The sequence below is a fragment of the Kitasatospora sp. NPDC004745 genome (genome assembly GCF_042873275.1).
GTDB lineage: Bacteria > Actinomycetota > Actinomycetes > Streptomycetales > Streptomycetaceae > Kitasatospora.
The window spans coordinates 200,187-221,777 of record NZ_JBIALK010000006.1; the positions used below are offsets into that span (position 1 = coordinate 200,187).

The window sequence follows — 21,591 nt, forward strand, 5'->3', positions numbered from 1 at the left end:
CCTGCGCGTCAGGTCGGCTTCGGACGATACGTCAGTAAATGTCGACACACCTCACCTTAAATGTCGCATTTGATGACGTATGAACTTAGCCTGGCCCTGGCACTGCCCGTCAGATCCGGGCCGCCCGTTGCGCGACACACCGACCCCGAGGATCCGTGCATGGACGTCACCCGCGATTCTTCGCAGCGACCCGACACCCCGCCCGAGGCGCTCCCCCCGGCCCAGCCGGAACGTTCCGCCTCCGGCTCCAGCGCGCTCGTCAGAACCACGGCCGCCAGGCCCTCCGGCGCCCCCCGGGCGGCCGGGACGGCGGGCCCGGCCGACGGCGGTCCGGCGACCACCCCGCTGGCCGTCGTCCCCGGCCCGGCCGTCGGCCACCCCGCCGACCTGCGCGACCCGCTGGAATCGGCCGGCCCGGAGACCGTCGAGCTCCCGGAGGTCACCCCGGCCGGCGCCCCCGCGGCCGCCACCTACCGGCGCCCCCCGCGGGCCGACCAGGCGCTGCGCGAGACCCCCGCCACCGCCCTGCCGGGCTGGTTCGCCCTGCTGGTGGTGCTGGTCGGCACGATCGGCGTGGTGCTGGTGCTGCTGCGCGCAGGCGTCATCCCGCACTGGGACGTGCTGCCCGACCTGCGCAGCACCGCCGTACGGGCGAGCGGCCGGGCCGAGGCCGACCCCGCGTCGGTCGCCGCGGTCGGCGCCGCCGGTCTGCTGACGGTGCTCACGCTCGCCGGACTGCTGGCCAACGCCGGCGGTGAGACCCGGGTGCTGACCCGCTGGGGCCGTTACCGGGGCACCGTCCGCCGCACCGGCCTGGTCTGGGTCAACCCGCTGCTGCGCCGCCGCCGGGTGGACGTGCGGCTGCGGCACTGGCGCAGCGAACCGGCCAAGGTGGTCGACCGCACCGGTACCCCGATCGTCGTCCGGCTGCTGGTCGTCTGGCGGGTCAAGGACACCGCGCGGGCGCTGCTGGCGATCGACGACCACGAGGGCTACCTGCGCGAGCAGGTCCAGGCGGTGCTCACCCGCACCGCGTCCCTCCTGCCCTGCGACAGCAACGCGGCGCCCGGGCCGGCGCTGCGGGACGGGCAGTGGTTCGCCGACGAGCTCACCAGGGCGCTGGCCGCCGAGGTCGCCCCGGCGGGCCTGGAGGTCTACTCGGCGCAGCCGCTGGCGCTCGACTACGCGCCCGAGGTCGCCGAGTCGATGCGCCGGCGCCGGCTGGCCGACCTGGACGCGGGCCTGCGGACGGTGCTGGTGGACGACGCGGTGGAGGCCGCGGCGCTCGCCGTCCGCCGCCTGGAGCGCGCCACCGCGCACGAACTGGACGAGGCCGCCCGCAGCGCCCTGATGGAGCAACTGCTGGTCGCCTTCGTCGCCCCGGCCGGAGTGGCCGCCTCGGTACCGCCCCCGGCCGCCCGGGCCGGGCGGAAGGAAGGACGACCCGCATGAGGATAGCCACCGGCGCCTACGCCGATCCCGATCCCGGCCTCGACTTCGACGCCGACTTCGACGCCGACTTCGACTTCGACTTCGAGTCCGGCCTCGACGCCGGGCCCGCGGCCGACCTCGACGCCGAGCCGGACCGCGGCCTGATCGGCTTCGAGGAGAGCACCGGAAGCATCCCCGCGATCGCCGGTTGCGGCTGCCCGAACTGCGCGGCGCGGCCGCGTACCGCCCGCACCGCGACGGCGGGCGGCGGCAGCCGAATACACCGGGCCGTCCGGACCACCTGCCTGGCCACCACCGTGCTGGCGGGCGCAGGAGTCGTCGGCCTGACGGCCGGTGCCGGCGCCGCGCACGCGGCCCCCGGCAAGCAGGGCTGGGACGGGTCGAAGTACTGGTTCAGGAACAGCAGCGGCGAGTGGCGGTGGACCGGCCACTACGACGTCTACCTCAGCCGCACCGGCCGGTCCGGGGGGTCCGCCGGTACCGCCGGGACCGGTGGCTCCGCCGGCAAGACGGCCACGGCGTCCAAGGTCCCGGCCGCGTCCTCCGGGATCCGCCAGGGCTGGGACGGCTCGAAGTACTGGTTCAGGAACGGTGCCGGCGAGTGGCGGTGGACCAGCCACTACGACGTCTACCTCAGCCGCACCGGCCGGTCCGACGACGGTGAGGCGCCCTCCCGGCCCGCGGCCGCGTCCTCGACGGACGACGAGCAGGGCTCTGGCAGTGTGGCGGCGGCCGTCGACTACGCGCTCGCCCAGCTGGGCAAGCCGTACGTGTGGGGCGGTGACGGGCCGTCCGGCTTCGACTGCTCCGGCCTGGTCCAGCAGGCCTTCCGCCGCAGCGGGATCAGCCTCCCGCGGGTGGCCGACGACCAGTACGCGGCCACCACGCCGATCAGTGCGGGCCAGCTGCGCCGCGGTGACCTGGTGTTCTGGTCGGACACCGGCCGGGCCTCGGGGATCCACCACGTGGGGATCTACCTGGGTGGCGGCACCTTCGTGGAGGCGCCCAGGCCGGGCCGCACCGTCCGGATCGCCGCCCTCGACCCGGGTTACTACCCGACCCACTTCGGGCGGCCGTAGCCGGCGGGCGGCAGTCGTGGGCCCCGGCGGGAGCGATCCCGCCGGGGCCCGCTGCGTGCTCCGGGGTTCCGTCGAACCCCGACCCGCCCCGAACCCGCGGCCGCCCCGAACCCGCGGCCACCCCGAACCCGCGGCCACCCCGCAGCAGCGGCCGACGGCCGCTCGTGCCGCGGGCCGCGGGCGCGACCGCAGGGCCCGGCGCCCGCGGCCCGCGGGAGCGGGCTCAGGCGGAGGCGGCGTCCAGCCTGGCCGTCTGCTCCGGGGTCAGTCGGAGCGAGGCGGCGGCCAGCAGCGGCGGGAGCTGCTCGACGGTGCGGGCGCTGGCGATCGGGGCGGCGACGGTCGGACGGGCGGCGAGCCAGGCCAGGGCGACGGTCGCGAGCTCGACGCCGTGCTCCCCGGCGACGGCGTCGAGGGCCTCCAGGACCTTCGGGCCGCGCGGGTCGTCCAGGTAGCGGGCGGCTCCCTCGGCCCGGGCGCTGTCCACGCCGGTGCCGCCGAGGCGGTACTTGCCGGTGAGGAAGCCGGAGGCGAGCGCGTAGTAGGGGACGGTGGCCAGGCCGTGCCGGGCGACGACCTCGGCCAGCGGGCCCTCGAAGGTGCCGCGCGAGACCAGGTTGTAGTGCGGCTGGACGGCGACGTACCCGGCCAGCCCCTCCCGCTCGGCGAAGGCCAGCGACTCGGCCAGCCGCTCGGCGCCGATGTTGGAGGCGGCGACCGCGCGGACCTTCCCCTCGCGGACCAGCTCGTCCAGCGCGGTGACGAACTCCTCGACCGGGGTGTCGTCGTCCTGGTGGGTGTAGTAGAGGTCGATCCGCTCCACGCCCAGGCGGCGCAGCGAACCCTCTGCGGAGGCCTTGATGTTGGCCGCGCCCAGGCCGCGCGCACCGGGGTGCAGGCCCACCTTGGTGGCGATCACCACCTCGTCGCGGTTCCCGCGGCTGCGCAGCCAGTCGCCGATGATCGTCTCGGACTCGCCGCCGGTGTTGCCGGGGACCCAGGCCGAGTAGACGTCGGCGGTGTCGACGAAGTTGCCGCCGGCCGCCGCGTAGGCGTCCAGCACCGCGAAGGACTGCTGCTGGTCGGCCGTCCAGCCGAAGACGTTGCCGCCGAGGGAGAGCGGGAAGACGGACAGGTCGGAGGCGCCGAGCCGGACCCGGGCCGTGGCGTCGCTGTGGTTTCCGGTCATGGTCGCAGTCAACCGGATCGCGCCGTGCGGCATTCCGTGCGCCGGGCGGCCGTCGCGGGCCCGCCGCGGCGGCGTCGCGCGGCCGGCGCGGACCCGTACACCGGGGCGGTGCGGTGCGCGCGGGAGGGGTCCGGACTGTCCCCCGGGCGGGCGGATTCGTTAGAGTCCGTGCCATGGCTGACAACGACTACGACCCCGCCGGCAGCACCCAGATGTTCCGGGCGTTCGTCGACGAGACCCCGGCCCCGCAGGCCCCGGGCACCGTCTCCACCTACGGCCGCAGCAGCGGTGGTGGTGGCCGCACCGGCACGATCGCGCTGATCGCCGTCGTCGCCCTGGTGGTTCTGGGCGCCGTCGTCTGGCTGGCGGTCAAGTGATCCTCGCGCGGGTGACCCTGACGGGGGTCACCCGCGCGACGGAAGCCGCCGTGCGCCGGCGGTTCAGCAGGGCTTGCGCCAGACGCTCAGGTCGAGCTTCTTCTGCATCGAACTGAAGCCGAGCGACTTGGTCTTGGCGCAGAACTGGCCCGTGTCGAGCTTGTACTCGACGTGGAACACCGCCTTGCCCGCCTTGACGAACGGCGAGATCCGGTCGCACTCGTCGAACTGCGAGCACTCCTCGTTGACCGCGAAGTCGAAGTCCGGCAGCAGGGCCGGGATCTGGTCGAGGTCGTTCTTCAGACCGATGGCCAGGCCGCGCTCGTGCGCGAGCTGGGCCAGCATGCGGTTGTAGCGGATCTGGTCGTCAGCGGTCAGCGGGAAGCCGCTGTTCTGGTTGTAGGCCTCGATGGTGTCCGGCTCGATGGCGTCGAACCCCTTGCTCCGGCACATGTCGAAGCGGGCCGCCATCAGCGGCTTGAGCTGGTCGAGCTTGCGGATGTCGAACCACTTCTCGCCCTTCCAGCCGGTGTCCGAGCCCTGCAGGGCCTTGGTGAAGGCCGAGGCGTCGGGGCGGAAGTCCTCCCAGGAGCCGGCGTTGATGTAGCAGATCACCTTGCGGCCCTTGGCGTGCAGCGCGGCCACGACCGAGGCGTCGTTCTCGAAGCCGTCGATGTCGTAGACCGGGACGTCCACCGACTGGTCGACGGTGCCGCCGCCGAGCTGCCACTGCCAGGCGAGGCCGGGGGTGGGCTGCCAGCGGGCGCCGGACGGCGCCGGGGCGGTGCTGCCGCCGGGGGTGCCCGGGGCGGTGGTGGCGCCCGGCGGGGTGGTCGCGCCGTGCGTGGGGGGTGCACCGGTCGGGCCCGGGGTGCCGGGGGTGCTCGGCGTGCCGGGGGTGGCGGACGGCGTTCCGGTGTCCGGCGGGGTGCTCGGGGCGGTGCTGTCGCCGGGGGTGGCCGGCGCGGTGGCCGCGGGCGGAGTGCTGGGGGAGTCGTCGGCCGAGGAGCTGTTGTCGTCGTCCGAGCCTGAGCTGCTGCACGAGGTCGCCAGCAGGGCGGTGGCGATGATGGCGGCCGGCAGGAGCCGGGTACGGCGGTTCACGGTAGTCGAACTCCGGATCGGGTCAGGTCAGTTCCGCTGCGGTAAGACCGTAGGGCAGGGTGCACCAGGGGTTCTCCCCGGCGCCGGGGACGGCGCAGCCGACGCCCGCCCGGCGGGCGGCGATCAGCGCGGTGGCGTCCTCGGCGTGCTCGGCCGGGACGTCGTACACCAGGTGGCAGAAACGGGACGCCGCGTGGCGGCCCGTCCAGAGCGGGAGGGTCATCTCGCGGTAGGCGTCCCAGTTGCCCTCGAAGGTGACCAGCAGGTCGGCCAGCCCGACCTCGGCGTAGCCCGGGTCCGGGTGTTCGCCGTGGCCGAAGATCACCGTCCCGCAGCCGGCCGCCCGGGCGGCGGTGGCCAGCCGGCGGTAGTGCGTCAGCGCGCCGGGCTGGGTGGACACCTGGTCGAAGTAGACGCCGGTGATGCCGTGGCGCTGGCGGTACGTCAGGATGTCGGCCACCACCGCGGCGTGCGGCCGCCGGCCGTAGTCGGTGTCGGTGTAGCCGACCAGCGGCAGGCCGGCCGAGCGGAGCTCCTCGGCGGCCTCGGCGAAGACGCCGTCCGGGGTCTCGCCCGGCCCGTCGGCCAGGTTGAGCACCACGGCGCTGATCCGGCCGGGGTCGGCGGCGGCGACCGCCCGCCAGGCCGCCGGGTCCACCGCCGGGTGGACGTACAGCGGCACCAGCAGGCGGCCGTCGGGGGTGGGCCCGGCGGTCATGGGACCACCGGGGCGGTCGCGGACCCGACGGTGTCGAGCCACAGGTCGCGCAGGGTGTCGGCGAGGTCCGTCTCCGGCTGCCAGCCGAGCTCCCGGGCGGCGGCCGAGACGTCGGCCTGCTGCCAGGAGACCGCGGCCGAACGCTCCGAACCCGCCCCGGTCTCGTCGATCCGGCCGGTGAAGACGGCCGCGGCGACCAGCCCGTCGGCGATCGCCCGCACCTGTCGGGCCCGCCCGGAGGCCAGGTTGAGCACCCGGGGGAGCGGCCCCTCCGCGGCGGCGGCCAGGCCGACCGCGCGGGCGATGTCCCGGGCGTCGACGAAGTCGCGGTAGGCGGAGAGGTCTCCGACGGTGATCACGCCGTCGGCGCCCTCGGGCGCCACCCGGTGCAGCTCGGCGGCCAGCCGGCCGGGCAGCGAGCCCGCCGGGGCGCCCGGGCCGACCGGGTTGAACACCCGCAGGACCACCGCGTCCAGTGCCGAACCGGCCACCGCGAGGGAGCCGGCCAGCTTGGTCGCGCCGTACACGCCGACCGGGCGGGCGTCGGCGTCCTCGGACAGCGAGCTGCCCTCGGCGCAGACGCCGTACTCCCCGGCCGAGCCGATGTGCACCAGCCGGGCCTTCGGGGTGCCGAGCTGCATCGCCTCGCAGAGCACGGCCGGGCCGCGCGCGTTCACCTCGGCGAGCTTGACCGCGCTGCCGGCCACGGCACCGGCGAAGTTGACCACCACGTCGGGGGCCAGCTCGGCCAGTTCCTCGCCGAGCGGTCCGGCCTGCGCGGTGGCCAGGTCGAGCCGCAGGTCGTGGGCGGGCCGCCGGCCCGCGGTCAGCACGGTGGCACCGGGCAGTGACCGCAGGACGGCGGTGGCGTGACGGCCCAGGAAGCCGTCGCCGCCGAGAAGCAGGATCCTCACGCGGCCCGTCCGTCACTCTGGGCGCCCGCGGTGGCGGGCTCCTCGGCCTGGTCGTCCGGGGTGGTGCGCGCGGCCGCGAGCGGCAGCTCGGCCACGGCCGGGACCTTCTCGGCCGACTCGAAGGGCATCAGCACCGGGCGGATGGACGAGAACTCGGCGTTGGCCCGGTCGTAGTCGTCCGGGCGGCCGATGTCGAGCCAGTAGCCGCCGAACTCGTAGGCGGACGGCGGGGTCCCGGCGCCCAGCAGGTCCAGCACCAGCTCGTCGAAGCCCAGCGGAAGGCCGGGGGTGTACTTGGCGAGCGCCGAGCGGGAGACGCCGTAGACGCCCATCGACACGCGGTAGTCGATGCTCGGCTTCTCCTGGAAGCCGGTGATGCTGCCGGACTCGGTGGTCAGCACACCGAAGTCGATCTTCACCTGTCGGGCGTAGGTGGCGATGGTCAGCGGCGCACCGGACTCCTCGTGGTGGCGGAGCACCCCGGCGAAGTCCAGGTCGGTCAGGATGTCGCCGTTCATCACCAGGAAGTGCTCGGGCAGGCGGTCCTGCATGGTGAGCAGCGGGCCCATGGTGCCGAGCGGGCTGTCCTCGACGGCGTAGCCGACGCGCAGGCCCCACTGGGACCCGTTGCCGACGTAGGCGCGGATGATGTGGCCGAGGTGGCCGATGGCCAGGGTGACGGTCTTGAAGCCCGCGGCGGCGAGCTGGCGCATCACGATCTCGAGGATCGCGTGCTGGTCGCCGATCGGGACGAGCGGCTTGGGGAGCGCGGTGGTGTACGGGCGGAGTCGGACGCCCTTACCGCCGGCCAGGATCACTGCATGCATGGATTTTCCCCCACGGAAAGGATGTGCAGGACACGAACCTTGGAACCAGGTCGGGCAAGATCGTTACGACGGTCAGACGTTGTAGATGTCGGTCTTGTAGCGGGCCAGGTTGGACGGGTCGCGGAAGAACTCGATGGTCTGCTCCAGACCCTGCTCCAGGCTGAACTGCGGGGCCCAGCCGGTGGCCTCGCGCAGCCGGGTGGCGTCCGCGACCAGGCGCATGACCTCGGAGTTGGCCGGGCGGATGCGCTGCTCGTCCTCCTTCACCACCAGGTCGACGCCCATCAGCTTGCCGACCAGGGTGACCAGGTCGCCGACCGAGATCTCGCCGCCGGTGCCGGCGTTGAAGGTCCGGCCGACCACCGTCTCGGCGGGCGCGGTGCCGACCGTGCGGAAGGCGTTCGCGGTGTCCTTGACGAAGGTGAAGTCACGGGTCGGGCGCAGGTCGCCGAGGGTGATCTCGGTCTCGCCGGCGGCGACCTGGGCGATCACGGTCGGGATGACGGCGCGCATCGACTGGCGCGGGCCGAAGGTGTTGAACGGGCGCAGGGTGACGACCGGGGTCTCGAAGCTGGCGTGGTAGCTGTCGGCCAGCCGGTCCCCGCCGGCCTTGGAGGCGGCGTACGGGGACTGGGTGTTGATCGGGTGGTCCTCGGTGATCGGCACGGTCTGCGCGGTGCCGTAGGTCTCGCTGGTCGAGGTGTGCACCATGCGCGGGATCTCGAGGTGGCGCACCGCCTCCAGCACGTTCAGGGTGCCGGTGACGTTGGTGTCGACGTACGAGTGCGGGGCCCGGTAGGAGTACGGGATCGCGATGAGGGCGGCCAGGTGGTAGACCGCCTCGGTGCCCTTGACCAGGCCGTTGACCGAGCCCGGGTCCCGGACGTCGCCGAGGACGATCTCGACCGAGTCCAGCACCTCCTCGGACAGGGTCTCCAGCCAGCCGAAGGACGAGAAGGAGTTGTACTGGACCATCGCGCGGACCTGGTGCCCGTCGGCGACCAGGGTTTCGACGAGGTGGGAACCGATGAATCCCTCGGCTCCGGTGACCGCGACGCTGCTCATGCGTAATTCGCTTTCTCGATCTTTGGGGAGGCCGGGCTCTCGTGGTGACCGGCCGGTGGTGTTCAGCTGTTCCGGTGAAGCTGTTCAGCGGTGCACGCGGGTGCGTGCGCGTGTTCAGGTGTTCAGCGGTGCTGGGTGGTGCGGCCGAGCGCGGGCCCGGCGATTGCGGTGAGGAGGACGGCGGCCGTCCCGCAGCCGATCAGCTGCAGGACGATCGGGTCCGCCCCGGCCAGCAGCCCGGCGCTCTCGGCACCCGCGGCGGCCAGACAGATGAGGGCGGTGCTCCAGCTGAAGCCGAAGGCGTTCAGCAGCAGCGCCAGCCAGAGCGAGCCGCCGAGGAGCAGCATCGCGCCGAGCTGCGGGACGCCGAGCGCGGGGGCGCCGGGCCACAGCACGGTCGCGGCGGCGTCCAGCGCGGCCACGGTGGTGAGGTAGATGAAGAGGCAGCCGAGCAGGATCCCGCCGGTCCGGCGGGTGAACTGCCCGGAGGTGTGGCTGGTGCGCAGTGCGGCCACGGCCATCGCCCGGTAGCGGAAGAGCAGCCACTCGGCGAGCCCGAGGCTGAGCGTCAGCGCGATCATGGCCGGCCCGGTCGGGGTGGCGCTCGCGCCGTGCGCGGCCCCGGTCTCCACCGCCAGGTGGATGGTCCCGCCGAGGCCGGCGATCAGGGTGAGCGCGCCGCAGGCCAGGCCGAACAGCAGGTGCGGGACCTCCTGGCGGACCGGCAGCCGCAGCTCGACGTCCTCCTTCTCGCCGCGGCGGACGCAGAACAGCAGCTCCCGCGCGGCCAGCCCGACGGCGAGCACCAGCGAGGCGAGCAGCACGACCGTCCGGACGAGTTGCGGGACGTCCACGGCGAGCACCACGCCCGCGCCGACCGAGGCCGGTGCCAGTGCCAGCAGCAGGAACTTCTCCCGCCCGAGCACCAGCAGCACGGTGGCCGCGCCCAGGTAGAGGGACTGCCCGGCGGCGAAGCAGAGCGCCCCCAGCGGGCCGCCGACCACGTACGCGGCCGCCGAGGCCAGCAGCGCCCCCAACGGTGCGCCGACGGCCAGGCAGACCGCGGCCTCCCGGCGCCGGAGCCGGCCCAGCCAGCGGTACGACCGGTGCGCCAGCGCCTGGTTGAAGCCCCAGCTGACCAGCGTCGCGACGGAGAGCGCGAGCATGCCCGAGGGCAGGCCGAAGCGCATCCGGTCGGCTGCGAACAGGTTGGCGCCGAGCAGGTAGCCGAGCCCGGGCAGGGCGAACACCAGGCCGCGCACCACGCAGCGCCAGGGGTCGGCCCGCCACGGGTTGGCGAACTCGGAGCTCGGGCCGGGGTAGCGGCGCTGGACCTTCTCGAACAGCTCCTCGGCGACGGTGAAGGCGTCCGGGCGGCCGTACAGCAGGGCCGCCTGTTCGTCGGAGAGGCCGTCGGACTCCAGGAACGCGGCGATCTCGTACGGGTGGACGGCGTCGGCGCAGACGTCGCGCAGGCGCTCGGCGAGCTCGTCCAGCGGGTCCGCGGAGAGGTCGAGCTGTTCCTCGGGTTCGGGCTGGACGGGCGCGGCCGGGCGGCGGCGCTTCAGCGGCAGGGTGCGCAGCTGCATCGTCCGCTCGGAGCCGCCCTCGTCCGGCACGAGCCGCAGCGGGCCGCTCATGCCGTCACCTCGGCGAGCTCGGCGGCGTCGCGGCGCGCGCGCCCGTCGACGGTTCGCCCGTTCACGCGCCCACCTCGCTCGGCTCCGGGCGGGCGGCGGCGAGCTGCTCGTCCCAGTCGGGTGCGGGGGCCTCGTCGGTGACGGCCACCACGCCGTTGGGCATCCAGCGGGCGGTGCCGAGGAGCTCGGTGTAGATGCCCCGGAAGCCGTCGATGTTCTGGCGGAGGGTGAACTGCTCGATGACCCGCAGCCGGGCCTGCTCGCCGAGCCGGCCGCGCCGCTCGGCGTCGCGCAGCAGCTCGATGGCGGCGGCCGCCATCGGCTCGGGCTCGCGCGGCGGGACGACCAGGCCGGTGTCCCCGACGGCCTCGCGGACGCCGCCGACGTCGGTCGAGACGGTCGCGCGGCCGCAGGACATCGCCTCGATCAGGGTGAACGGGAAGCCCTCGCTGATGCTGGAGAGCATGACCACGTTGCCGGCCGCGTACGCGTCGGTGATGTCGGCGACGCGGCCCTCGAACGCCACCGAGTCGGCGATGCCGAGCTCGGCGGCCAGGGCTATGCAGCCGTCCCGGTAGGCCTCGCCGCCCTTGGGAGTTCCGCCGAAGAGCCGCAGCCGCGCCTCGGGGATCTCGCGCTGGACGATGGCGAAGGCCCGGATCAGCGTCTCCAGGTCCTTGATCGGGTCGACCCGGCCGGCCCAGCTGAGGGTCGGCGTCTCGGGTTCGGGCCCGGCCGGCGGGAAGGCCGTCGGGTCCACGCCGTTGTAGACGGTGCGGATGTGCGCGGACGGCGTGCCGCCGCGCTCCTCCCAGCGCCGGTTGTACCGGTTGCCGGGGGTGACCAGCGCCGCCTGCCGGTAGCTCTCCTCGGCGAGCATCCGGTAGAAGCCGAGCAGCAGCGCCTTGACCGGCCACCGGTAGGGGCCGGTGCGGTAGCCGAGGTAGCGCTCGCGCAGGTAGATGCCGTGCTCGGTGAGCAGGAACGGTACGCCGTACTGCTGGGCGGCGATCAGCCCGGGCAGGGTGGCGAGGCCGCCGCTGGCCGCGTGCGCGACGCCGTCGGTGGGCGGCTCGACCGAGAGCGGCCGCAGGGCGTGCTCCAGCAGGTCGGTCGCGTTCAGGGCGTCGTGCAGGGTGGGCCGGGAGACGGCGGTGGGCAGGTAGTCGCGGGTCCAGACGTGCTGGAGGGTGCGCAGCGCGCGTTCGCTGCGCAGCGCAGGGCTGAGCAGGCCGCGCCGGGCGAGGTCGGCGAAGCCGTACAGCTCGGTGCCGAAGTGCGTGGTGTAGACCGGATCGAGGATGGAGTGCAGGAAGCGCTCGTACGCGTTGAGGAAGCGCCGCATCTCCTTGCCGCGGGGCGGTCCGGCCTCCGAGGCCGGTCCCCACAGCGGTGCGGTCGTGACGGACCGCACGTTGGCGGGCAGCTCCCAGGCCAGGGCTTCGTGGCCGGTACCGGTGACGGCGATGACGTCGAAGTCGACGTCGGGCATGCCTTGAACGAGCTGGTCGCACCAGACACTCACGCCGCCGTGCTGGTGCGGATACGTCCCCTCGGTGAGCAGGGTGACGCGCATCTCCTGTCCCCCCTCCTGTTCCTTGCGTCGGTGTCCGGCCTGGGTGGCCGGAACGGGAGCCGTGGCAGGGGCCGGGCCGGTTGCCCGGTCCGGCCCCGCCATCGGGTGCTACGGGTTACCGGTTGCCGGAGCGTCCGGTGGTGGTGGTGCCGAGCGAGGCCGCCCCCCCGGTGGCCTTACCGCCCTTGGCCGCGACGCCCTTGCCGGGCACCGTGACGCCGCTCCCGGGGACCAGGGACTTCGCCTTGGTGCGGGTGGTGTCGCTCGGACCCACCGGGACGGGGGTGGCGACGCCCTGCGGGACGACCTTCTTGTCCGCCGGGGCCGGAGCCGTGACGGAGTTGGCCGCGACACTCGGCGAGACGGCGGCCGGGGTGGCCGGCGCCGACGGGAGCTGCAGGGTGATGCTGCTCTGCAGGGTGCCGCGGGACACCCAGCCGGACAGCGTACCGGCGTAGGCCGAGCCGAACGCGGTCGACCCGATGACCAGCTTCTGGGAGGTGCCCGTCGGCATGGTGGCCTGGACCTGAACGCCGGACGGCGCGTTGACGGTCACCGTGTTGCCGATCCGGTACGCGGTGACCTGGCCGGCGGCCAGCGCCGCGTTCCAGGCCGCGCGCTTCTGGAACTCCTGGCCGATCTCCTTCTCGCCGAGGTTGACGATCGGGGTGTTGTCGGCGTGCAGGGCCCGGTAGTTGCCGAGGACCTTCTCCAGCACCGGGTACAGGATCCGGTCCTCGGAGAGGTTCGACTGGTGGATGAAGTGCGGACGCGGGTCGTTGCTCAGCACGTGGCCGAGGTCGATCCGGGCCTCCAGCGGCACGATGTACGACTGGTAGCCGGTGTTGACGTCCAGCGGGTGCGGCAGGCAGGTCGAGTTCGCGTTGTTCTCGCAGATCCCGCTGCCGCCGTTGGCCGCACTGGTGTAGATCCAGTTGTACTCGTCCGCCTCCTCCTTCGCCGTCCCGGCGTTGTAGAAGACGTTCATCGGGTACCGCGGCACGGTCAGCGTGGACGAGCCGACGGCCCGCTGGGCGGGCTCGCGGGACGCGTCGCTACCCGTGAACTTGATGCCGTTGGCGGCCAGCGCCGGCGCCAGGTACGGGTTGTCGCTGGTCTCCTGCGGGGCGGTCAGTAGACCGGAGTGCTCACCGGTGACGAGCGACTGCGGGTCGACGTTCAGACCGTTGGTCTTGGCCCAGTCGAAGTTGTTCTTGATCTGGGTCGAGATGGTGTTCTGGTCGGTCCAGACGGTGTTGCCGGCGGCGTCCTTGCTGCAGCGCCACGGCACCACCGACACGTCCTGGACGCAGCCCAGGTACGGGTGGGTGTAGGTGTGGTTGACCCACCGGTAGCTGTTCTGGTCGGCGATCATCTGGGTGGCGGTGGGGTCGACCGTGGTCTCGTGGTCGGCCTTCCAGTCCTCGCTGCCGCCACCGTTGAACACCATGTCCAAGGTGAAGTTGTTGGCGGTCTGCCACTGCTTGAGGAACTGCGCGTCCGCCTGCGTCATCCGGATCGGGTTGGCCGTGTCCGGGGTGCCGGGCGGGCAGGTGACGTCGCCGGGGGTGCACTTGAGGGTGGTGTCCCAGCGGTCGTCGGCCAGGAAGACGTCGTCCACGTGCGCCGCGAAGTAGTTGCGGTCGTAGCCGAGGTGGACGCCCTGGGTGATCCAGTCGACCATGCCGCGCGCCAGCAGGCGGTACTGCTGCTGGTACTGGTTGTAGACGAAGGTGACGACCAGTTCCTTGCGGCCGTCGTGGGTGTACTCCCCGACCAGCGAGCCGCGCGAGGTGGTGTTCGGGATCGCGGAGTCGACCAGCGGGACGAACGAGGCACCGGCGGGGAGGCTGGCCAGGGGCGTGGCCAGGTAGCCGTAACTCTCGCTGACGGACGGGTCGTTGTCCTCGAACGGGACGCTGCCCTTCAGGTACCCGAACGGGCCCGAAGTGCCGGCGGCCGTGGTGGCGCCCTGGAAACCGTCCAGGGTGCCGTAGTAACCGGGATTCACGGCGTAGTTCAGCCCCACCGCGGGGCTGGCGAACGTGTACGCGTCGATCTGCCGGATACCGAATGCGGCTTCGTAGCTCGCGATGGCCGTCATCTCGGCGGCACTGTTGGGGAAGGGGTTTTCGTTGGGCAGCACGATGCCCTGGTACTTCCCGCGGGGCTGACCGTTCACCGTGTCACTCAGGAAAGCCGAGTTGATGACGGGACGGTTGGTGTCGTTGAGGTTGACGACCTTGTACGGGGTGCCCTGGCTCTTGAGCTCGGCGGTGATGGCCGCGACGGAGGGGCCCCCGTCGTCGATGACCAGGATGGTGAGGTCGATCCTGGGCGGCGTCGTGTCGCCGTGGGCCAGGGTGGTCTGCAGGCCGCTGGCCAGCAGAACTGCCGCCGCGCAGGCGGCAACTCTTCGGGTCGCTCGACCCATGGTTGATCCTCCCCTTGGTGCAGGCGCCTCGCTGCTCGGCGCTCGCCTGCCCTGTAGCTGTTCGCGGGCAGCAGGCTGCCCGGCGCCCATCCTGGTCGAGGGTCGGGCCTACGAGGGACCAATTGGGCGAGAGTGCAGCGAACCTGTTACCAACGTTCATGGCGATGCCATGAAGGCGCTGATTGTGACCGGAACTGGACCGGCTATGCAAATAATGAATTGGGAATGAAAAAACGGAAGCTGACCGCTACGCCTCGTTACTGCGCGTGCGCCTTCGGCAGGGCCCCCCGGCGCCTACACTGTCGTCGTCGCGGATGACACTCTTGCACATCTCGCCGACCCATTGGGCAGGTTCATGCAATATCGGGCACCGCTGTGCCATGTGACAGTCCGAATATGCAATGGAGGCGCCGCGTGGCCGATCAGCAGACCCAGTCCGGCGTAATCGGCGGTGCACGGAATACGTCGGCGGGGCCGGGCGGAACGGTGCTGGTCGGGCGCAGTCTCGGGTTGCGCGGCGCGGTCAACGCGCGCGACCTCGGTGGCTACCGGACGGCCGACGGGCGGCTCCTGCGGTCGGGCGTGGCCCTGCGCAGCGATGGCCTGAACCATGTCACCGAGGACGATCTGGGCCCGCTGAGCGCACTCGGCCTGCGCCGCGTGGTGGACCTGCGCAGCCTGGACGAGGTCCGCGCGGCCGGCCCCGACCGGCTGCCCGGCCTCCCGGTCGCCGAGCTCCCGGCCACCGCCCCGGCGACCACCGCGCTGACCGTCGAGGCCGACGGGCCCGGCGGCGTCACCCTGCACCACCTGCCGCTGCTGGCGACGGGCTTCGACATCCACCGGACGCTGCGCGGCGCCCTCGCGGACCGCGACCCCGACCGGCAGCGCGCCGTGCTCGGCGCGGGCCGGGCGGCCGGGATGATGACCGGCCTCTACCGCTGGTTCGTCACCGACCCGGTGGCCCGGGAGCGGTTCGCGACCCTGCTGCGGCTGCTGGCCGCCCCCGGGGGACCGCCGCTGCTGTTCCACTGCTCGGCCGGCAAGGACCGCACCGGCTGGGCCGCCGCGCTCGTGCTGACCGCGCTCGGGGTGGACCGCGGGGCCGTCGTCGCCGACTACCTGCTCACCAACGAGCGCGCCGCCCCGGTCGTCGACCGCGTGCTGGAGGACTTCGGCACCCGCGGCCTGATGCGCGAGCCGGAGCTGCTCCTGCCGGTCTTCCGGGCCGACCCGGACTACCTGGCCGCGGCCTTCGAGGAGGTCGGGGCCGGCTGGTCCGGCTTCGACGGGTACTGGCGGGACGGCCTGGGCCTGGACGACGCCGTCCTGGACGGGCTGCGGGCCAACCTGCTGGACGGCGACGGGGGCCGGCCCGCGGTGCCCTGATCAGCCCTCGCTGATCAGGCCCTCGCGGAGCTGGGTGAGCGTCCTGGTGAGCAGTCGGGAGACGTGCATCTGGGAGATGCCGATCTCCTCGCCGATCTGCGACTGGGTCAGGTTGCCGAAGAACCGCAGCATGATGATCCGGCGCTCCCGCGGCGGCAGCTTGGCCAGCAGCGGCTTCAGCGACTCCCGGTACTCGACGCCCTCCAGGGCGAGGTCCTCGTAGCCGAGCCGCTCGGCCAGCGGGCCGTCGCCGTCCTCCTCGCCGGGGCTGGAGTCGAGCGAGCTGGCGGTGTAGGCGTTGCCCACCGCGAGGCCCTCGACCACGTCCTCCTCGCTGACGCCCAGGCAGGCGGCCAGCTCGGCGACGGTGGGGGAGCGGTCCAGCCGCTGGGACAGCTCGTCGCCGGCCTTGGTGAGCGCCAGCCGCAGCTCCTGGAGCCGCCGGGGCACCCGGACCGACCAGCTGGTGTCCCGGAAGAAGCGCTTGATCTCGCCGACCACGGTGGGCATCGCGAAGGTGGGGAACTCCACCCCGCGCTCCGGGTCGAACCGGTCGATCGCCTTGATCAGGCCGATGGTGCCGACCTGGACGATGTCCTCCATCGGCTCGTTGCGGCTGCGGAAGCGGGCCGAGGCGTACCGGACCAGCGGCAGGTTGAGCTCGATCAGGGTGTCGCGGACGTAGGCGTGCTCGGTGCTTCCGGGCTCCAGGGCGGCCAGCCGCAGGAACAGCGAGCGGGAGAGCGTCCGGGTGTCCAGGACGGAGCCGGGCGGCGGCTCGGGCGGCGTCTCCGGGCCGGGGGACCCGGCGGACGGGACCCGCTGGAGCGGGATCCGGTCCTCGGCGACCGCCGTACCGTTGGCCTGACCAGCGTGGATCTCCGCAGTGCCCAGCTCTCCGGACATGCACCCACCCCCTCGTGACTGACACTTGAACGGGAGCCGTCGCGCGGAGGTTCCCGCCGGGGCCCTCCCCCTCCATACCGGAACACGGCCCACGGCAAACCCGAACGTCGCGAGATGTCACGCGGGGGTAACGCGCTGCAATCTCAGTCTTCCCATGAGTTGCCGGTCCGAAGCCTCGTCAGGATGCGCGAGAGCAGCCGCGAGACGTGCATCTGGGACATCCCCAGCTCGGTGCTGATCTGCGACTGGGTGAGGTTCGCGAAGAACCGCAGCATCACGATCCGGCGCTCCCGCTCGGGCAGCTGGACCAGCAGGTGGCGGACCATGTCCCGGTGCTCGACCTCGGCCAGCGCGGAGTCCTCGTAGCCGAGCCGGTCGAGCAGGGCGAGCCCGCCCTCGTGCTCCTGCGCGGCCTCCAGGGAGGCCGCGTTGTAGGCCCGCCCGGCGTCCAGGCAGGCCCGGACGTCCTCCTCGGGGATCCGCAGGCTGGCGGCGATCTCGGGGACCTTGGGGGTCCGGCCGTGCAGCACCGTCAGCTCCTCCATCGCGCCGCTGACCTGGACCCAGAGCTCCTGCAGCCGGCGCGGGACGTGCATGGTGCGCACGTTGTCCCGGAAGTAGCGCTTGATCTCGCCGAGGATGGTCGGCAGGGCGTAGGTGGGGAACTGCACCCCGCGGCCGGGGTCGAAGCGGTCGATCGCGTTGATCAGGCCGATGGTGCCGACCTGGACGACGTCCTCCATCGGCTCGCTGCGGCTGCGGAACCGGGTGGCCGCGTACCGGACCAGCGGGATGTTCACCTCGATCAGGGCGGCTCTGACCCGCTCCCGTTCGGGGGCGCCGGCGGGCAGCTCCGCGAGCCGTTCGAAGAGCACCCGGGTCAGTGTCCGGACGTCCACCGCGGGGCGGCCGCCGGGGCCGCGCAGGCCCTCCGGGCGCAGCTCGCCGGCCGGACTGATGATCGCCGCCAAGACCTCGTCCACCGACACGCCACCCCTCCCTAAGTCGACAACGACGGGCCCTGCGGATCGGGTGTCGCGGCTGGTTGATCACCTCGCCATGTCCGGCAAAACCGGTCATAGCATCACAAGGCGGGCACAGGTCGGGCAAGCACCCGGTGGAGGTGTGTTGGTGCGGCGCCGTCCGTCCGTCCGGGCCCCCGGCGGGGCGCGGCAGGGATCGTTCCGGGACAGAGCAAGCGCCCCGTCCGACGGGCGGACGGGGCGCGGCGGTCCGTCCGGGGGACGGGCCTCGGGTGCGGCGGGGATCAGACCTCGACGTCGGCGATCACCCAGGTGGCGAACTCGCGCCACTGCCCGGCCGCGGCCTGGTGGGCCGGGTGGGTGAGGTACGCCTGCAGGGCCTCGCGGTCCTCGACCAGGCTGTTGATCGCGTAGTCGTACGCGATGTCGCGCTCGGTGGTGTTCCAGCCGCACTCCCACTCGCGCAGCTCGGGGATCTGCGGGCCGAGCTCCTCGAAGGCCTTGGCGCCGGCGAGCGCCCGGTCGTCGTCCTTGGTGACGCCTTCGTTGAGCTTGAACAGGACCAGGTGCCGGATCACGATTGCCGCTCCTCGCGGACGGGGGTGGGGACCCGCCCACGGTAGCCGGTGGGCGCGGGCCCGGCGACGGCCGTCCGCGGGCTGACCGCCCGCCGGCCGCGGAGGCCGGCCGGGCGGGCCGTTCACGATGGCCGGGGGCTCACTTGATCAGACCGGTCATGAAGGTGCCGACCGCCTTGGCCGCGTTCGAGATGCCCTCGAAGCCCAGCTGGACGAGCTCGGCCGAGCGGGCCGGGGACGTGATGATCGAATAGAGGACGAAGATGAGCAGGAGGGCCATGCCGATCTTCTTCGCCTGCGCCATCGGTGCCGTCCTCCCTGCCGTGGGCCGCCGCCGTCCTGGTCCCCGATCGGCCCTGCGGAAGCAGCTTATCCACCGGACGGGCTATCAAGTGTGCGACGCGTTCGCCCGACGGGACGAAGGTCCCCGCGAGTGAGGCCTTTCTCCGGGTGCCCGGTCGCGGCTCCGGCGGCAGGATGGAACGCGTACCGGGGATCTGGCAGGAATTCCCGGTGCGTGGATCCGGAGCTCCCCGCTGTGGGGCCGGTGCCGCGGCTTCCCCCCCGACGCGGCGCCGGTTGTGGGACTCCGCAGGGGGGAGCGGCAGTTTCCCCCGAGCCGCTCCCCCTCCAGGCTCCGTACCCTCCGGGCGTTGGTGGTCATCGGCCCGGAGTGCGGAGCCCTTTCCGCGCCCGAGGGTGCGCGGGAACGCCGAAGGCCCGTCCGTTCTGCAACGGACGGGCCTTCGGGCTTTTCCAGCGGTAGCGGTGGGATTCGAACCCACGGTGGAGTTGCCCCCACACACGCTTTCGAGGCGTGCTCCTTTGGCCGCTCGGACACGCTACCGAGGGGAACTCTACCGGACGGGTGGCGCGGTCACGAAATCCGTATCGGCGCGGGGGTCGCGCGCCCGGTGCGGCCGGTGCCGGCGGGGGCGCGGCTGCGGTGTCAGCGGTGGGTGTCGAAGAACTCGCGCAGCTGCTCGCCGCACTCCTCGGCGAGGACGCCCCAGATCACCTCGGGGCGGTGGTTGAGCCGGCGGTCGCGCATCACGTCGAAGAGCGAGCCGGCCGCGCCGGCCTTCTCGTCGAGGGCGCCGTAGACGACCCGGTCGATGCGGGAGAGCACGATGGCCCCGGCGCACATCGTGCAGGGCTCCAGCGTGACGACCAGCGTGCAGCCGCTCAGCCGCCACTCCCCGACCTCTGCGGCCGCCTGCCGGATCGCGACCACCTCGGCGTGCGCGGTGGGGTCGCCGACCGCTTCGCGCTCGTTGTGGCCGCGCCCGATCACCTCGCCGTCCGGGCCCAGGACGAGCGCCCCGACCGGAACGTCCCCGGTGGCCGGCGCCAGGGCGGCCTCGGCGATCGCGAGGCGCATCGGCGCCGCCCAGCGGTCACGGACCGGGTCGGGGCGGACGGGGGCGGGGAGCGGGGCGATCCGGGGGGCGGTCTGCATGGCATCCAGTGTCGGGCATCCGGTGGAGGGCACCGGTGCGGTCGCTACCGGACCGCCTCCAGGACCTCGCCGCAGCCCAGGGCCTCGGCGATCTCCTCCAGGGCGTCGCCCGGGACGGCGCCCTCGCCGCTGAGGGCGAGCAGCTCCTCGGAGGGGAGGCCGAACTCGGTCAGCAGGTGGGAGTCGCCGAGCGGACCGACCGGGACCCCGCCGGGTGCGTCGGCGTCCTCCTCCTGGTCCTCCTCCCCGCTCTCCTCCAGCTCGACGACCAGGTCGTCCAGGTCGCCGAACTCGCTCTCGCCGGCCTGGTCGACCAGTTCGTCGGTGAGGACGGAGCCGTAGGAGCTGCGGGCGGCCGCGGCGCCGTCGGAGACGAAGATCCGCGGGTCCTCCTCGCCGTCCACCCGGACGATGGCGAACCAGGCGTCCTCCTGTTCGATGAAGACCAGGACGCTGTCGTCGTCCTGCGCGGAGTCGCGGGCCAGGTCGGTCAGATCGGCGAGGGTTTCGACGTCGTCGAGCTCCGTCTCGCTCACATCCCACCCGTCCTCGGTGCGAGCAAGCACTGCAGCGAAGTACGCCACCAGGGACACTCCCAAGATCATCGGTCTCGGCTGTCGGCGCGTTCGGGCAACGCGAAGTCTGGCCGCCCCCGCGCCAGAGGCGGTCCGCTTGTTCGGACCGTCCCATCGGAATCGTGACAGAAAGCCCGCCCTCGCGGGGGGTGTTCGGCAGCGCGTCTTTGCAGGTCGTGTCGGAAGGGCGGGGCGGGGGTCGGTGAACCGGGGCGGATCGGGCGGCAGCCCCCGTCAGATCCGGAAGGTTCGCATCCGCATGGCCTCGCGCATCCGCCGCTCCTTGGTCCGCCGGGGCTGCACCCGCTCCCGCAGCTCGCGGGCCTCGGCGAGCTCGCGCAGGAAGACGGCCCGCCGTTTGCGGCGTTCCGCCTCGGTCTCCGGAGGGTCCTGCGGCGGGCCGGCGCGCCCGCCCGACCGGCCGGTGGGCTCGTTCGTCGAGCCGCCCCCCGCGTTCGGGTTGCTCGTCATAAGACGTGACATTCCCAGATCGGCCCGGTTGATACCACAGGAGGTGCTTCCGTCCGGAGATTCGCGGTGCGTCACGGCGTGTCACGGACGGGTGACCGGCGACGCGGCCGGGGCGGACGCGGCGAGTCGTACAGGCGTCCGGGGCCGGGCTAACCTCGGTACATGCGTCTCCACGTCGTCGACCACCCCCTGGTCGCCCACAAGCTCTCCACCCTGCGCGACGAGCGCACCGACTCGCCGACCTTCCGTCGCCTGACCGACGAGCTGGTGACCCTCCTCGCCTATGAGGCCACCCGGGACGTCCGCACCGAAGAGGTGGAGATCACCACGCCCGTGGCGGTCACGCTCGGCACCCGCCTCAGCTACCCGCGCCCCCTCGTCGTGCCGATCCTCCGGGCCGGCCTCGGCATGCTGGACGGGATGACCCGCCTGCTGCCGACCGCCGAGGTCGGCTTCCTCGGCATGGTCCGCAACGAGGAGACCCTCGAGGCCTCCACCTACGCCACCCGGATGCCGGACGACCTGTCCGGTCGCCAGGTCTACGTGCTCGACCCGATGCTGGCCACCGGCGGCACCCTGGTCGCGGCGATCCGGATGCTGATCGAGCGCGGCGCCACCGACGTCACCGCCGTGGTCCTGCTGGCCGCGCCGGAGGGCGTCGAGGTGATGCGGCGCGAGCTGGCGGACCTGCCGGTCACCGTCGTCACCGCCGCCCTGGACGAGCGGCTGAACGAGAACGGCTACATCGTCCCCGGCCTCGGCGACGCGGGCGACCGCCTCTACGGCACCGCGGGCTGAGCGGACCCACCCCCCCCTGGACGTCGAGAGCCCCCCGGCACCGTGCCGGGGGGCTCT

The 21,591-nt window shown here is 73.1% G+C and carries 20 protein-coding genes, 1 tRNA gene and 1 pseudogene; 5 read left to right on the forward strand and 17 right to left on the reverse strand.

From position 1 onward, the window contains the following. Positions 1-159 precede the first annotated feature (159 nt). Both ACFYUY_RS13950 and ACFYUY_RS13955 read left to right on the forward strand, forming a co-directional pair. Positions 160-1,452, forward strand: coding sequence for an SPFH domain-containing protein (locus ACFYUY_RS13950; RefSeq protein ID WP_387900615.1), 1,293 nt, complete (start codon positions 160-162; stop codon positions 1,450-1,452). Further along, positions 1,449-2,531, forward strand: a complete 1,083-nt coding sequence (locus ACFYUY_RS13955) for a C40 family peptidase (RefSeq protein WP_387900617.1) — start codon at positions 1,449-1,451, stop codon at positions 2,529-2,531. The genes ACFYUY_RS13950 and ACFYUY_RS13955 overlap by 4 nt, the downstream gene beginning before the upstream one ends. 223 nt (positions 2,532-2,754) lie before the next feature. Here ACFYUY_RS13955 and ACFYUY_RS13960 read toward each other — a convergent pair whose 3' ends face one another. After that, the gene (locus ACFYUY_RS13960; protein WP_360205698.1) at positions 2,755-3,720 is read right to left on the reverse strand and encodes an aldo/keto reductase; all 966 of its coding nucleotides are present in this window, start codon (positions 3,718-3,720) and stop codon (positions 2,755-2,757) included. A 173-nt stretch (positions 3,721-3,893) separates the two neighbouring features. Here ACFYUY_RS13960 and ACFYUY_RS13965 point away from each other — a divergent pair, with 173 nt between their 5' ends. Beyond that, positions 3,894-4,097, forward strand: coding sequence for a hypothetical protein (locus tag ACFYUY_RS13965; protein WP_360205696.1), 204 nt, complete (start codon positions 3,894-3,896; stop codon positions 4,095-4,097). 63 nt (positions 4,098-4,160) lie between these two features. On the opposite strand, the gene ACFYUY_RS13970 is transcribed toward ACFYUY_RS13965, so the two are convergent. From ACFYUY_RS13970 to ACFYUY_RS14005, 8 genes and pseudogenes are all read right to left on the reverse strand, one after another. After that, entirely contained in the window at positions 4,161-5,201 is a 1,041-nt protein-coding gene (locus ACFYUY_RS13970) for an endo alpha-1,4 polygalactosaminidase (RefSeq protein ID WP_360205694.1), read from the reverse strand. Between the two features lie 22 nt (positions 5,202-5,223). Beyond that, complete coding sequence (locus ACFYUY_RS13975) at positions 5,224-5,919, reverse strand: spherulation-specific family 4 protein (RefSeq protein ID WP_387900619.1); 696 nt, start codon at positions 5,917-5,919, stop codon at positions 5,224-5,226. Continuing rightward, on the reverse strand, positions 5,916-6,833 hold the full coding sequence (locus ACFYUY_RS13980) for an NAD-dependent epimerase/dehydratase family protein (RefSeq protein ID WP_387900621.1): 918 nt from the start codon (positions 6,831-6,833) through the stop codon (positions 5,916-5,918). The genes ACFYUY_RS13975 and ACFYUY_RS13980 overlap by 4 nt, the downstream gene beginning before the upstream one ends. Positions 6,834-6,958: 125 nt before the next feature. Next, positions 6,959-7,660, reverse strand: a pseudogene (locus tag ACFYUY_RS13985) (NDP-sugar synthase); the annotation flags it as partial. Between the two features lie 72 nt (positions 7,661-7,732). Further along, positions 7,733-8,725: an SDR family NAD(P)-dependent oxidoreductase gene (locus ACFYUY_RS13990; protein WP_360205685.1), complete on the reverse strand. Its 993-nt coding sequence runs from the start codon at positions 8,723-8,725 to the stop codon at positions 7,733-7,735. A 122-nt stretch (positions 8,726-8,847) separates the two neighbouring features. Then, a complete protein-coding gene (locus ACFYUY_RS13995) occupies positions 8,848-10,365 on the reverse strand; it encodes a hypothetical protein (RefSeq protein ID WP_360205682.1) in 1,518 nt (505 codons plus the stop codon). A gap of 61 nt (positions 10,366-10,426) precedes the next feature. Continuing rightward, entirely contained in the window at positions 10,427-11,941 is a 1,515-nt protein-coding gene (gene pelF, locus ACFYUY_RS14000) for a GT4 family glycosyltransferase PelF (protein ID WP_387900623.1), read from the reverse strand. 115 nt (positions 11,942-12,056) lie between these two features. Further along, positions 12,057-14,375 carry a hypothetical protein gene (locus tag ACFYUY_RS14005; protein WP_360205676.1) on the reverse strand — a complete coding sequence of 773 codons (2,319 nt, stop codon included), beginning with the start codon at positions 14,373-14,375 and terminating at the stop codon, positions 12,057-12,059. A gap of 414 nt (positions 14,376-14,789) precedes the next feature. On the opposite strand from ACFYUY_RS14005, the gene ACFYUY_RS14010 reads away from it, so the two are divergent. Further along, positions 14,790-15,764, forward strand: a complete 975-nt coding sequence (locus ACFYUY_RS14010) for a tyrosine-protein phosphatase (RefSeq protein ID WP_387900625.1) — start codon at positions 14,790-14,792, stop codon at positions 15,762-15,764. Here the strand turns inward: ACFYUY_RS14010 and ACFYUY_RS14015 are convergent, their stop codons facing one another. From ACFYUY_RS14015 to ACFYUY_RS14050, 8 genes are all read right to left on the reverse strand, one after another. Further along, positions 15,765-16,670, reverse strand: a complete 906-nt coding sequence (locus ACFYUY_RS14015) for an RNA polymerase sigma factor SigF (RefSeq protein WP_360205670.1) — start codon at positions 16,668-16,670, stop codon at positions 15,765-15,767. A 143-nt stretch (positions 16,671-16,813) separates the two neighbouring features. Then, positions 16,814-17,611 (reverse strand): RNA polymerase sigma factor SigF, encoded by a 798-nt coding sequence (locus ACFYUY_RS14020; RefSeq protein WP_360205979.1) that lies wholly within the window; start codon positions 17,609-17,611, stop codon positions 16,814-16,816. A 326-nt stretch (positions 17,612-17,937) separates the two neighbouring features. Then, positions 17,938-18,231 (reverse strand): Dabb family protein, encoded by a 294-nt coding sequence (locus ACFYUY_RS14025; RefSeq protein WP_360205666.1) that lies wholly within the window; start codon positions 18,229-18,231, stop codon positions 17,938-17,940. Positions 18,232-18,370: 139 nt separating this feature from the next. Then, positions 18,371-18,535, reverse strand: a complete 165-nt coding sequence (locus ACFYUY_RS14030) for a hypothetical protein (RefSeq protein WP_188304848.1) — start codon at positions 18,533-18,535, stop codon at positions 18,371-18,373. Between the two features lie 456 nt (positions 18,536-18,991). Continuing rightward, positions 18,992-19,078, reverse strand: a tRNA-Ser gene (locus ACFYUY_RS14035). Positions 19,079-19,180: 102 nt separating this feature from the next. Continuing rightward, a complete protein-coding gene (gene tadA / locus ACFYUY_RS14040; protein WP_360205663.1) occupies positions 19,181-19,690 on the reverse strand; it encodes a tRNA adenosine(34) deaminase TadA in 510 nt (169 codons plus the stop codon). A 44-nt stretch (positions 19,691-19,734) separates the two neighbouring features. Beyond that, positions 19,735-20,295: a tRNA adenosine deaminase-associated protein gene (locus tag ACFYUY_RS14045; RefSeq protein ID WP_360205660.1), complete on the reverse strand. Its 561-nt coding sequence runs from the start codon at positions 20,293-20,295 to the stop codon at positions 19,735-19,737. Between the two features lie 204 nt (positions 20,296-20,499). Then, positions 20,500-20,736: a hypothetical protein gene (locus tag ACFYUY_RS14050; protein WP_360205657.1), complete on the reverse strand. Its 237-nt coding sequence runs from the start codon at positions 20,734-20,736 to the stop codon at positions 20,500-20,502. 162 nt (positions 20,737-20,898) lie between these two features. Here ACFYUY_RS14050 and upp point away from each other — a divergent pair, with 162 nt between their 5' ends. Continuing rightward, on the forward strand, positions 20,899-21,534 hold the full coding sequence (gene upp / locus ACFYUY_RS14055; protein ID WP_360205654.1) for a uracil phosphoribosyltransferase: 636 nt from the start codon (positions 20,899-20,901) through the stop codon (positions 21,532-21,534). The last annotated feature ends 57 nt before the right edge of the window (positions 21,535-21,591 follow it).